The 12,802-nt window shown below is 49.9% G+C and carries 10 protein-coding genes, 3 tRNA genes and 1 rRNA gene; 6 read left to right on the forward strand and 8 right to left on the reverse strand.

What is annotated here, in order from left to right; all coding sequences use genetic code 11:
- Nucleotides 1-24: 24 nt before the first annotated feature.
- The 4 genes from JYB63_RS22345 to JYB63_RS22360 form a co-directional block, all read right to left on the reverse strand.
- Entirely contained in the window at nt 25-1,332 is a 1,308-nt protein-coding gene (locus tag JYB63_RS22345; protein WP_205660151.1) for an ABC1 kinase family protein, read from the reverse strand.
- Nucleotides 1,333-1,875: 543 nt separating this feature from the next.
- A tRNA-Asp gene (locus JYB63_RS22350) sits at nt 1,876-1,952 on the reverse strand.
- Between the two features lie 34 nt (nt 1,953-1,986).
- Nucleotides 1,987-2,062 (reverse strand) — tRNA-Thr (locus tag JYB63_RS22355).
- A 25-nt stretch (nt 2,063-2,087) separates the two neighbouring features.
- A tRNA-Arg gene (locus JYB63_RS22360) sits at nt 2,088-2,164 on the reverse strand.
- A 319-nt stretch (nt 2,165-2,483) separates the two neighbouring features.
- On the opposite strand from JYB63_RS22360, the gene JYB63_RS22365 reads away from it, so the two are divergent.
- The 3 genes from JYB63_RS22365 (at nt 2,484) to JYB63_RS22370 (ending at nt 4,033) form a co-directional block, all read left to right on the forward strand.
- Nucleotides 2,484-2,714, forward strand: a complete 231-nt coding sequence (locus JYB63_RS22365) for a hypothetical protein (RefSeq protein ID WP_205660152.1) — start codon at nt 2,484-2,486, stop codon at nt 2,712-2,714.
- 69 nt (nt 2,715-2,783) lie between these two features.
- Entirely contained in the window at nt 2,784-2,918 is a 135-nt protein-coding gene (locus tag JYB63_RS23560; protein WP_272873604.1) for a hypothetical protein, read from the forward strand.
- A gap of 680 nt (nt 2,919-3,598) precedes the next feature.
- The gene (locus JYB63_RS22370) at nt 3,599-4,033 is read left to right on the forward strand and encodes a c-type cytochrome (RefSeq protein ID WP_315981455.1); all 435 of its coding nucleotides are present in this window, start codon (nt 3,599-3,601) and stop codon (nt 4,031-4,033) included.
- An 82-nt stretch (nt 4,034-4,115) separates the two neighbouring features.
- Here the strand turns inward: JYB63_RS22370 and rep are convergent, their stop codons facing one another.
- A complete protein-coding gene (gene rep / locus JYB63_RS22375) occupies nt 4,116-6,131 on the reverse strand; it encodes a DNA helicase Rep (protein WP_205660154.1) in 2,016 nt (671 codons plus the stop codon).
- Between the two features lie 344 nt (nt 6,132-6,475).
- On the opposite strand from rep, the gene JYB63_RS22380 reads away from it, so the two are divergent.
- A complete protein-coding gene (locus JYB63_RS22380; RefSeq protein WP_205660155.1) occupies nt 6,476-8,215 on the forward strand; it encodes a bifunctional diguanylate cyclase/phosphodiesterase in 1,740 nt (579 codons plus the stop codon).
- Here JYB63_RS22380 and JYB63_RS22385 read toward each other — a convergent pair.
- Together JYB63_RS22385 and JYB63_RS22390 are read right to left on the reverse strand one after the other, a co-directional pair.
- On the reverse strand, nt 8,212-9,717 hold the full coding sequence (locus JYB63_RS22385) for a YifB family Mg chelatase-like AAA ATPase (protein WP_205660156.1): 1,506 nt from the start codon (nt 9,715-9,717) through the stop codon (nt 8,212-8,214). The genes JYB63_RS22380 and JYB63_RS22385 overlap by 4 nt on opposite strands.
- Nucleotides 9,718-9,774: 57 nt before the next feature.
- Entirely contained in the window at nt 9,775-10,029 is a 255-nt protein-coding gene (locus tag JYB63_RS22390) for an accessory factor UbiK family protein (protein ID WP_205660157.1), read from the reverse strand.
- A gap of 301 nt (nt 10,030-10,330) precedes the next feature.
- On the opposite strand from JYB63_RS22390, the gene amtB reads away from it, so the two are divergent.
- Together amtB and glnK are read left to right on the forward strand one after the other, a co-directional pair.
- Nucleotides 10,331-11,590, forward strand: a complete 1,260-nt coding sequence (gene amtB, locus JYB63_RS22395) for an ammonium transporter AmtB (RefSeq protein ID WP_205660158.1) — start codon at nt 10,331-10,333, stop codon at nt 11,588-11,590.
- A gap of 183 nt (nt 11,591-11,773) precedes the next feature.
- Complete coding sequence (gene glnK, locus JYB63_RS22400; RefSeq protein WP_205660159.1) at nt 11,774-12,112, forward strand: P-II family nitrogen regulator; 339 nt, start codon at nt 11,774-11,776, stop codon at nt 12,110-12,112.
- A gap of 619 nt (nt 12,113-12,731) precedes the next feature.
- Here the strand turns inward: glnK and rrf are convergent.
- Nucleotides 12,732-12,802 (reverse strand): 5S ribosomal RNA (rrf, locus tag JYB63_RS23720); the annotation flags it as partial.

The raw sequence follows: 12,802 nt of genomic DNA on the forward strand, positions 1-12,802 counted from the left end.
CCTGAACAGCACATAACATAGCGGCTACTGTATATAAGGCGACATCAGTGCACCTATATCTACCTGTGCACGCAAACGGGCACACAGCAAATAGGTACCGGCAAATTTACGGTGCAGAAAGAGCACATCACTGGACGGCAGATGCATGTAACGCTGATGCAGCCGTAAAGATATTGCCTGCTCAGCAACCCGCTGCGACAGGTCCGAGCGGCCAAAATCAAAGATCTCCTGACCCCGCAGAGGTTCAGTCACGGTATAGATCATCCTGCATAGCCCCTGGCGGTATAGCTTTGTTTCATCCCCGCGCAAATAACCAAGTTCTGCGGCATGAGTTTCGATAGCAGAAAAATCATCCCTGCTTGCAGCGTTCATCAATTGATTCAGCGTCGCAATAAAATCTGCGTGATAGCGCCGTGTTGCTCCAAAATCCAGAAGACCAATACGCCCCTGACCCGGCTGATAACGGTAATTACTGAAATTGGCGTCGGTCTGTACCAGCCCCCATTCGAATACTTCTCTTAACGGCAAAGCCAGCAGACGTGTGGCGATTTGATTGCGGACCGACTCCGGCTCTGTGATAAGCGATTCAATCGGAACACCCGGGACAAACGACATGCTAAGAACATCCGCGGTACTTCGTGACCGATCCACGACAGGCAGTTCAAAATTAACATCATCCCCCAAATAACGCTGATATTCTGCAATATTGCCTGCTTCAGCAAAGTAATCTGCTTCCTGATGCAGTTGCTGCTTAGCTTCTTCCAATAAAGGGGTTAGATCATAATGCTTAGGCACCAACCGCAGGATTTTCAGAAGGCTTGCAACATTATTAACGTCACTGTCGATACTGTCGCGAATCCCGGGATACTGGATTTTTATGGCAAGGTGTTGACCACCTTTGCTTCTGGCTTCATGTACCTGGCCTATAGATGCCGCTGCAAGAGGGGTAAAACAGAACTGCTCGAAATCATTCTCCCACCCCTGGCCCCAGGCATCTTGCAGAACCTTTACCAGCTGCTCCCGGGGCATTGAATAAGCACTCTCACGCAGCCTTGCCAGAATATCGGTCAGTTCAGCGGGAAGATAATCACCAGCCTCCATAGAAAGCAGCTGTCCAACTTTCATCGCGGCACCGCGCATCTCAGACAGCCTTTCGGTCAACTGCCTGGCATTCGCCGGCGTCAGAAGAAGATCTAAAGCCCTGGGCTGCTTCCCGGCCACCAACTGACTTGTACCTTCATAGAGCATTTCGCCGGCAATCCCGCCAACAAGACGGCCAAGCTTTAATAAACGGCCCGTTCTGCCTGCCGATAACGTTCTCTCTTTGGCCAAAACAAATCACCCTTCCAACTGTTAGGGAATCCGCCAGAAACACGCAGGTAACAAGATGCAATAACGTACTGCTCGTCAACAGATCCCGTGCACAGTATAGGAAAGCATACCGGAACCATGTAGGAGTCTTCTTAAGACAGCCCATGAATAATCAACGGCCGGAATGCCCCTGATTCAGAAAACCCAGGTTCTTAGGAGCTATGGCGGTAAAGAGCAGATACCCGTACTCCAACTGAGCAGGACAACAAATGCCGGAAAACAAAAAGCCCCGCACTCTTAAATTGAGATATGCGAGGCTTAAAGTGGCGGAACGGACGGGACTCGAACCCGCGACCCCCTGCGTGACAGGCAGGTATTCTTTATAAACCTAAAAAAAAGTGGCGGAACGGACGGGACTCGAACCCGCGACCCGCTGACCTGAACAGATGACAGGCAGGTATTCTTTATAAACCTAAAAAAGTGGCGGAACGGACGGGACTCGAACCCACGACCCGTTGACCTGAACAGATGACAGGCAGGTATTCTTTATAAACCTAAAAAAAGTGGCGGAACGGACGGGACTCGAACCCGCGACCCCCTGCGTGACAGGCAGGTATTCTAACCAACTGAACTACCGCTCCGCAGCGGTCTGCCCTGAGACTTCAGAAGCAGAAATGGTGCCGGCACCAAGAGTCGAACTCGGGACCTACTGATTACAAGTCAGTTGCTCTACCAGCTGAGCTATACCGGCTAAGGTTTCACATTACGTGAATAATTGGCGCGCCCGGAGGGATTCGAACCCCCGACCAACAGGATCGGAACCTGCTACTCTATCCAGCTGAGCTACGGGCGCATCAATGCGGCTTTCGACGCGGGCTGTATATTACCGATGATGCTCAGGGCTGTCTATCCATTATCGGGATATTCTTCAGCAAAAAATCACAAAAAACAGATTTTTGCCCGGTGACCGGTTCCTGACTAGGCTTAAAGGTATTCTGTAGTCATTAAAAAATCATGGAGAGAATTGCAGGTGAGCTCCACAAGGAATCGACAGACGGGCCTGACAACCGTTGAATATACGCTGATTGCCGCCCTGCTGGCGGCAGGTGTTATCGGCAGCTTTACCCAGCTTGGAAATTCCGTAGGCAACTCTATCGGCGATCTGGCTGCTGTTGTTGATTCGGGCTCCGGCTCTGGAGGATCTGGCTCTGGAGGATCAGGCGGAACAGGTTCCAGTGGTTCAGGCTCTGGTGGCTTCGGTTCCGGTAGTTCAGGTTCCGGTGGTTCGGGCTCTGGAGGATCTGGCGGCTCAGGCTCTGGTGGATCAGGCGGTTCAGGTTCAGGAGGAGCCGGCTCCGGTAGCTCAGGCTCCGGTAGCTCAAGCTCTGGCAATTCAGGCTTAGGTAGTTCTGCTTCAGGTAGCCCAGATTCTGGTTCAGGTAAGTCCGGCTCTGACTATAACCCAACAGCCTATGCCAGTTCAGGAAGCTCTGGATACTCTGGCTCTGGCAGCTCCGGTTCCGGTGGATCTCGCTCCGGCGAATCTGGTTCTGGTGGCTCAGACTCAGGAAACAATACTGCCGGCACCGCAAGTCCGGATTACTTAGCCTATGCAAGCTCAGAACAGAGAAACATAGCCACCAGCTACTCAAGCTTCCCGGACACAAACTCCAGCAGTAAACAGTTAACCCGCCCACACGACATCAGTGATGAAACCATCCCTACATCAGAACCCCATACACAAAAAGACACTGTATGGATCTGGGGCATGCTTGCGCCACTATTACTGCTACTGCTCGCCGTTATTTACTTTATAAGGCGGCTTATTAGTGGCAAATCTGAAGAAAGGGCAGACGAAGCGAACTCTCGCTGAAACTGAGTCAACCGTATAAAAGCCTTAGTATTTAAGCTAAATTAAGAGGCTTGCTCCTCTCCAATATGTAAAAGTAAACGCTCGCTTCCACCGAAATACTCTGATCCAAAACAAACTGATAGTTTATAAAGCCTGCAAACTACCCGAAATCACTCAACACAATCCAACATGCTGGAGCAATCGCTTTGAAGGCGTATACCCATTCCTGCGAAGATGTCAGACTTTTTACCCTACTATCGACTAAATAATTGACTCACCGTGTAAAGTCCCCATTTTCGTTGTAGGCTTTTACCGCTATAATCCACGCCGACAAGATTTATACGCAACTGTTGCCAAACACTGGCCGGCTCCAAAACCGGCATCAAAGAACAGTTGTCAGACTTTAAAAATTAAGCGATGAATGAGGTCGTGACTGTGAGTAATATTGCTGCCAAAGCTGTTTCTGCCCTGTTTGCCCTGGTTGTGGGCTTCCTGGCAACCACTACACTAGCAAACACCGATGACAATGCTGCGATTGCTGATCGCCTGAAGCCTGTAGGCAATGTATGTATCGAAGGTGAAGAGTGTGCAACTGCAAGCCCTGTAGCATCTGCTTCCAGCGGTGGCGGTGCCCGTTCTGTTGAAGACATCTACAACACTAAGTGTGCAGCATGTCACGGCACAGGTGTTTTAAGCGCACCTAAATTCGGTACTGCCGACTGGGCTGACCGTGCAAACAAAGGCATGGAAACGCTGCTGGCTAACGCGATCAACGGCATCAACGCAATGCCACCTAACGGTACCTGTTCAGACTGTTCCGAGCAGGAAATGCAAGACACTATCCAGTACATGATCGACAGCGCTAACTAAGCCAACTGATCAGCGAGCTGATAAAAGAAAACCGCTGCCTGGTAACAGACAGCGGTTTTTTTATTCCCGTAATAATCAGTTCTTAAAGATCATCCAGCAAATCCCGTAAACCGGAAAGGGTCGCCCGTCCACGGGCTTTATTCGTGGTTTCACAAACATCTCCCTTACCTTCATAAACCAGATCATCCTGCGGAATCTCTTCGATGAACCGGCTCGGCGCACAATCGACTTTTTCACCGTACTGTTTGCGCTGCCTTGCCAGTGTCAGAGTCAGCTCCTGTTTAGCCCGGGTAATGCCCACATAGGCCAGCCGCCGCTCTTCTTCAATATCACCGTTTTCAATGCTGTTACGGTGAGGCAGTAACTCTTCTTCCATCCCGATCAGATATACATACGGAAATTCCAATCCTTTCGAGGCATGCAGGGTCATCAGCTGCACCTTATCCGAATCATCCTCTTCTTCCTGGCGTTCCATAATATCCAGCAGAATCAGACGGGCGATGGTTTCCCGGATACCCGCATCAGGATCATCTTCCTGTAAACGTTCCAGCGTACTGCGCAGTGAATCCACCAGAAACCAGACATTCTGCATACGCTTTTCACCGACAATATCACTGGAGCTGTTCTGCATAATCCAGCCGGTGTAATCGATATCATCGATCATCTTGGTGATCCCTTCGATAGGATCACCCCGCTCACACTGCTCCAGAATACCCTGTAACCAGTTATTAAAACGGCGCAACCGTTCTACCGCTGCTGGCGGCAACACTTGCTCAAGCCCAAGCTCGTCGCAAGCGTTAAACAGACTGATATGACGGGAGTTGGCATATTCACCCAGTTTTAGCAGGGTCGTCGGACCGATCTCCCGGCGGGGTAAATTAATGATCCGCAGGAAAGCGTTATCATCATCCGGATTCACCAGCACCTTCATATAGGACATGATGTCTTTAATTTCAGCACGGGCAAAAAAGGAAGTTCCGCCATTCAGCTTGTAAGGAATCTGATAGCTCTGCAGCTTCATTTCCAGCAGACGGGCCTGATGGTTACCACGGTAAAGAATGGCAAAATCCTTGAACGGCCGGCGCACCCGTAAGTGCTGATCCAGAATCTCAGTAGCTACCCGTTCGCATTCAGCATCTTCATCAGAGTTAAATACCACCCGGATCGGCTCACCATAGCCCATATCACTCCAGAGGGTTTTATCGAACACGTGCGGGTTATTCGAAATAACGCAGTTAGCTGCTTTCAGAATACGGCCGGTCGAGCGATAATTTTGCTCAAGCTTAACCACCTTCAGGCTGGGAAAATCGGTTTGCAACTGATTCAGATTCTCTGGCCGTGCGCCCCGCCATGAATAGATAGACTGATCGTCATCCCCCACCACGGTTAATGCCCCACGTATACCAACCAGCATCTTAACCAGCAGGTACTGACTGGTATTGGTATCCTGATATTCATCCACTAACAGATAACGGATCTTATTTTGCCAACGTTCCAGCACTTCCGGATGATTCAGGAATAACTGGGCAGGCAATAAAATCAGATCATCAAAATCCACCGCATTATATGCCCTGAGGCTCTGCGAATAAGCATCATATGCTCTGGCAGCCAAAATATCTGCAGGTCCCTGCGCCTGAACAAGCGCTTGCTCAGGGCTGACCATTTCGTTTTTCCAGTTCGAAATAGTATTTTGTACCGCATCGACCTGATCTACATCTTCATTGTTGTGCAGCATCAGGCTTTTCAGCAGTGACTTGGTATCCTGATCATCAAATAACGAAAAGCCTTTCTTAAAGCCGAGGGTTTTGTGCTCTTTCCGGATGATATTCAGTCCCAGATTATGAAACGTAGAGACCGTCAACCCGCGAGTGGCAGAGCCTTTCACCAGCGTACCTACCCGCTCTTTCATTTCCCGGGAAGCTTTATTCGTAAAGGTAACCGCGGCTATGTTATGAGCCTTAATGCCACACGTCTCAATCAGATAAGCGATCTTCCGGGTAATTACACTGGTTTTGCCTGAGCCTGCACCGGCCAGAACCAGCAGCGGCCCACTGATGTAATCAACCGCTTCTTGCTGGCGAGGATTAAGTTTTGCCATAAAAACCTGAAAAAATAGCTAAAGTTATTGCCCGATGATGCCGATAAACTATTGTTGCTTTAAAAACAAACCCCACAAAAACATGTAAGATCTTATTTTTAAAACACTTTTTGTGACAGAAAATATTTGATCACAGCTATCGCCATGTTACTCTTGAATGAATAAGGCGTATGGATTTTTAGAAATAAGTATCTTTGCAAACTTCTAGTCAACCTGCTCAGTTACTGAGCTGAGGCTGTAAAACCTCAGGTTGCAATTATGTCACGGAATGGCATCGCTTAGAATTGCAAAACGATGGTAAACAGTTACAGGACGTTTTCAACAGCTTTGTTTTGAGATGTCTTATGACTTCTGTTCAACCCACATGCATACAATCCGGTGTTGATTGTCTACTGATTGGCACCGATGACGATACCCGGCGACTGGCAGAGCTGCTCGCTGAAGAACCCCTGTTTGCATGTCGCCAGTCATCCCCTGAACATCTTAATGCAATACTGACACCCCGACCGGATGTCATTTTTCTGCAAACACGCTTACCTGGCCATTACCCGATTCTGCTTCTGCAGCAACTTTGCCAGCAATATCCCGACATTCCTGTCATTGCCTTCGAACACACCTTCAGCCGGTTTCGTAACCAGAGCTTTATTGCCGCAGGCGCAAGAGAATACCTGGTTGCTTCAGACCTTACTGCTGACCGGCTGAAACGGATTATCCGCTACTCCGTTAAACCAGCTCCGCAATTGCAGGCCTATCCGTCTGAGCCATTATATTCAACACCGCAAAATGACCTCTTAACCGGACTGCAGAACCGCCACTATTTCTATACCCGGTTATGCGACACCCTGAACAGCAGCCAGCAAAGCATTGCGCTGCTCAATATCGACCTGGACGGCTTCAGCCGCTTTAACCATCTTAACGGCAGTCAGGCAGGCGACCGGATTGTTCAGATTCTGGCGCAGCGGATCGCAAACATTTTTGACTGCGATATAGCACGCATGGGGGCTGATGAATTCAGCCTCTTCTATTTGCCGGAACAAAACCGTGATACCGAAACCGACCTGAAGCCGGTCTGTGAAGCCTTACTTGCATCCCTGAGTGAACCTTATCAGCTGAATAATCAGGAATTCACTCTGCCCTGCAGTGTCGGCATCAGCATCTCAAGACAACAACAGGATGCTGACAGCATTATCTTTCAGGCCCATCAGGCAAGACTACAGGCTAAACAGCGCAGTGAATGCAGCTACAACTTTTTTGCCAGCAGCCTGCCGGACACCGAAGGTGAATATAATGACCTTGAACCGGACCTGATACTTGCCCTCCAGAAAGAACAGTTCGAACTGTTTTATCAGCCTCGGGTAGACATTCGCACCGGCACTATTATTGGTGCTGAAGCCCTCATCCGCTGGCGACACCCTGAGCGTGGCCTGATCGCACCTGGCGAATTTATCGAACTGGCAGAGCGCACCGGCCTCATCGTACCGATCGGCTATTGGGTTATTTATCGCGCAGGCATGGATATGCAGGCAATTAAGCGGGCCCAGCTGGATATCGGTAGAATCGGCGTCAACCTTTCATTCCGCCAGTTTGAAGACCGCTATCTGAGCCGGACAATTCAAAGGCTGATTGAAAAATACCGGATCGATACTTCTGTGCTGGAATTCGAACTGACCGAATCAGCCCTGTTCAGCAACGAAGCCCATGTTCGCCAGGGCATTGAAGAACTTAATCAGCTGGGTATTACCTTCTCACTGGATGATTTTGGTACCGGCTATTCATCGTTCACCCTGCTACAGAAACTGCCGATAAACAGTCTGAAAATTGACCGCTCATTTACCAGTGGCGTCATTGAGCAGCAGGATGACCGGGAAATTGTAAAAGCTATAATCAATCTGTCCCGCAGCCTGAACATTGAAGTCATCGCTGAAGGCGTTGAAACCCGCCTCCAGCACGACTTCCTGATAGAACACGGCTGTTACCAGGCTCAGGGCTTTCTTTACAGCCGCCCAATGCCCTTCCAGGACTTTTTTAACATGCTGCAAAACAGCCAGCTTTCCGCGGCTAACCAAAAGCAGACCGGCCGCTAATCCATCTCCTTACCGCTAAACCTGAAACCTAGCGCCTCCAGCAAAGCAGCCTCCCCAATTACATCCGTCTGATTTAAATCAGCAATCGTCCTGGCGACTTTCAGAACACGGTGCGCTGCCCGGGCAGATAACTTCAAGCGCTTCACCGCATTAATCAACATAGTCTGCTCAGGTACACCCAACGCACAATACACCTCAAGATCATTGGCAGACAGCTCAGCATTCCTGCAGCCCTGCCGTTGTAACTGCCTCTCATATGCCAGCATCACACGCTCCTGAATAGCAGCGCTGCTCTCACCACGCTCTTTGGCTAACAGCTGCTCAGCAGGCAGCCCTGCCACCCAGGCAAATAAATCGATCCGATCCATCAATGGGCCGGATATTTTATGCTGATAACGCCTGACCTGATCCGGTGTACAACGGCATCGCCCGTCCGGATCCCCCATAAAGCCACAGGGGCACGGATTCATTGCCGCAACCAACTGAAAACGGGCAGGAAAACTCAGTTGTTGAGCCACCCGGGAAACCTCAACCTTGCCGGACTCCAGCGGTTCACGTAAAACTTCCAAAACCGAGCGGGGAAATTCCGGCAATTCATCCAGAAACAAAACGCCCTGATGGGCCAGCGAAATCTCCCCTGGCCGGGGCCTGCTGCCACCGCCCACCAGGGCGACTGAAGACGCCGTATGATGAGGTGCACGAAACGGCCTGATACCGGCCAGCAACTTACTGGGATCAAGACCTGCGACAGAATATATCGCTGCGGTTTCCAAAAGGTTATGGCGGGATAACGCCGGCAAAATACCGGGCAGACGGGACGCGAGCATACTCTTACCGCTACCGGGAGGCCCCGCAAACAGAATATTATGACCGCCCGCAGCCGCTACCTCCAGAGCACGGCGGGCCTGATGCTGACCTTTTACATCCGCCATATCGGCTATTTCAGCAGGCTGCACACAGATATTCTCTGCGATAGCAGGTAAACATTTCTGTTCATCCGCTAAACGGTTACAGACACTGAGTAAATCAGCCGCGCTGTAAACCGCCAGATCATCCACCAGAGAGGCTTCCGCAACATTTTCCTGTGCTACCCAGCATCCTTTACCCGTTCGCTGACAGGCCAGCGCAGCAGGCAATACTCCCCGGACCGGGCGTAACTCACCTCCCAGCCCCAGCTCAGCCATGAACTCAAACGTCTGATGACGGTTAACCTTGATCTGATCACTGGCCAGTAAAATGCCTAATGCAATGGCCAGGTCATACCGCCCGCCCTCTTTAGGTAAATCTGCCGGGGCTAAATTGACGGTAATCCGTCGTGCAGGAAAATCGAAACCGGAATTAAGTAATGCACTGCGCACCCTTTCCCGGCTTTCTCTCACAGCCGCTTCAGGTAATCCAACAATTGCAAAACAGGGTAATCCGCCGGACAAATGTATTTCCACACTGACCGGTGGTGCACTGACACCTAACTGTGCCCGGGTATTAAGTACTGCGAGCGCCATATAACCTTCCCTGGTAAACGCTTAAAGAAATGAATTGTGACGACAACACCTGTGTTATCAGGTGTCTGATTTACTCATGCGGGATTCAATATCCGCCAGTTGCTGCTCCAGAGCTTCCAGCTTTTCACGGGTTCGGGCCAGCACAGCAGACTGCGCATCAAACTCTTCCCGGTTCACCAGATCCATCTTACTGAACGCGCCCTGTAATACTCCCTGAATCTGACTCTGCAGATTCGCACTGCCGCCCGGCGCCTTATTCATTAACTGGCCAAGCTGCTCACTTAGCCCCTGTAAAAATGCCTGATTGATCATAAACCCTCTGATATCCGACTATGCCGGCTTCTTTCATCTTAATGTTGCAAATATATCAAGCCCCTCTTCTTTTAACACCTATATCCGTTGCGAACATGCGCACCAAAAAAGTGCAAGGCTGAATATATCACGCGCCAAAACAGCCCCGCTCTTAAAACCAGCAACCAGTGCAACAGAAAATGAATCAGCCCAAAAACACATAACCGCTTGTTATTTATAGATAAAAAATTAGTGGCACATTTTCTGCCATAGAACACATAACAATGATCACTAAAGAATCAGCAATTAACTGGAGGATATGATGGAAAATCAGATATTTGCCCTACAGTACGCTTTGGATACCTTTTATTTCCTGGTATGCGGCGCACTGGTTATGTGGATGGCAGCAGGCTTCGCGATGTTAGAGGCAGGGCTGGTAAGATCCAAAAACACCACAGAAATACTTACCAAGAACGTCGCGTTATACGCAATCTCATGTTTTATGTATCTGCTGTGCGGCTATCAGATCATGTATGGCGGAGGTATATTCCTCGACGGCATCGGTGATCTGGACATCAGTCAGGTTCAGTCAGATTCAGCCAGTAACGGATTTGACGGCGATGCTGTGTACTCCCCTGCATCTGACTTTTTCTTTCAGGTAGTATTTGTAGCCACTGCCATGTCGATTGTATCCGGCGCAGTTGCTGAACGTATGAAATTGTGGGCATTCCTGAGTTTTGCCGTCGTTATGACCGGTGTAATCTACCCGTTAGAAGGCGCCTGGACATGGAACGGTGATGACGTGTTCGGCCTTTATAATCTAGGCGACCTTGGATTCTCTGACTTTGCCGGCTCAGGCATTGTTCACATGGCCGGTGCCAGTGCAGCGCTGGCAGCTGTTCTGCTGCTCGGCCCCCGCCACGGTAAATACAAGGGCAATACAGTAAAAGCTATTCCCGGTGCAAACCTGCCTCTGGCAACTCTTGGTACCTTCATCCTGTGGATGGGCTGGTTCGGCTTTAACGGTGGCTCAGTACTGAAGCTGGGCGATATTAACAGCGCTCACAGCGTTGCTATGGTATTCCTTAACACCAATGCAGCAGCGGCGACCGGTGGAATCTGTGCACTCTTAACCGCACGGGCTTTGTTTGGTAAAGCAGACTTAACCATGCTGCTGAACGGCGCGCTGGCAGGCCTGGTAACCATCACCGCAGAACCATCCACACCAACACCTCTGCAGGCCAGCCTGTTCGGTGCTGTAGGCGGCGTTCTGGTGGTCTTTGCCATCTTATCTCTGGATAAGCTGCGCATTGATGACCCGGTAGGTGCCATTTCAGTGCATGGCGTATGCGGTCTGCTGGGCCTTCTGCTGGTACCGGTAACCAATGATGGCTCCACCTTTAGCGGCCAGATTATCGGCGCAGCAACAATCTTCATCTGGGTATTCACCACCAGTTTGGTCATCTGGGCCATCCTGAAAAAGGTCATGGGCATCCGGGTCAGTGCGGAAGAAGAATATCAGGGTGTCGACCTGGCCGAATGCGGTATGGAAGCCTACCCGGAATTTGGTAACAAAAGTTAATTAATCAGGTTTTCAACAGTGCAGCAGCGACACATACTGACCCGTTCCTCCACTGCTGCTGCACCGTTGATTTATTAAACAGCCAAAGCTGGGTATAATTGCCTCCCAGATTTTAGGCTTAAACTCCAATTGTCTGAAGCGCTTATAAAGCGCACAAAAGCAGACCCAAGTGAGGATACAATGATGAAACTGGTAAGCGCGGTGATTAAACCGTTCAAACTGGATGACGTACGTGAAGCTCTGTCAGAAATCGGCATTCAGGGCATCACCGTGACTGAAGTAAAAGGCTTCGGTCGCCAAAAAGGTCATACCGAACTCTACCGTGGCGCCGAATACGTGGTGGATTTTCTGCCTAAGGTGAAAATTGAAGCTGCGATCGATGAGAACATGCTTGATCAGGTTATCGAAGCCATCAGCAAAACAGCCAATACCGGTAAAATCGGAGACGGTAAAATCTTCGTCACACCTCTGGAACAAGCTATTCGTATCCGTACAGGTGAAACCGACGTAGACGCGCTCTGATACCGGTGTCCTGACACAAACTCAATCTCTGCGGCCTTAGCCCTGAGATTGAGTTCCTCCTCTCTCATTTGAACTCACTTCTCTGGTTCCAGCCTCTGCTCTCTTAGTAACAGCAAAACATCACCATCTAACCTAAAACATATCATAGCCTCCTCCCAAATCGGCACTGCCACACTGATCGTTTACAAGAAACGCGTATCGGATACCCGACGGTAATCTCAGCGTAATACTATAAATCTGCAAGCTTTAATCAACACCGAGCATCTAAGGATCAGTAGCAAAATCACTACTCCTTTCGATTCAAAAACCTGCTACAACCTAGCGCTGAAATCTCATAGGAAGTCTGGGAGTTTTTAATCAAGCGCCTAGTGAAGAACACCCAGTCGAACAGGCGATTACCTTCAGATAAAAAAAACCGCTATTGCGTAGCGGCCAGTTGCTTAAAGAGAGTCTTAATCAGGTGCTTAGTGATGATCTACTCAGCCCAGAGCTTGGGAGCTTGGGAGCTTGGGAGCTTGGGAGCTTGGGAGCTTGGGAGCTTGGTAGCCTGGCGACAGAACAACTTCCTGCAGACGAAAAAAAACCCTGCTACAACGTAGCAGGGCTTTCTTAATTAGGTGCTTGGCGATGACCTACTCTCACATGGGGAAGCCCCACACTACCATCGGCGCTAAGACGTTTCACTTCCGA

This window comes from Aliamphritea spongicola (assembly GCF_017051665.1).
Classification (GTDB): Bacteria; Pseudomonadota; Gammaproteobacteria; order Pseudomonadales; family Balneatricaceae; genus Amphritea; species Amphritea spongicola.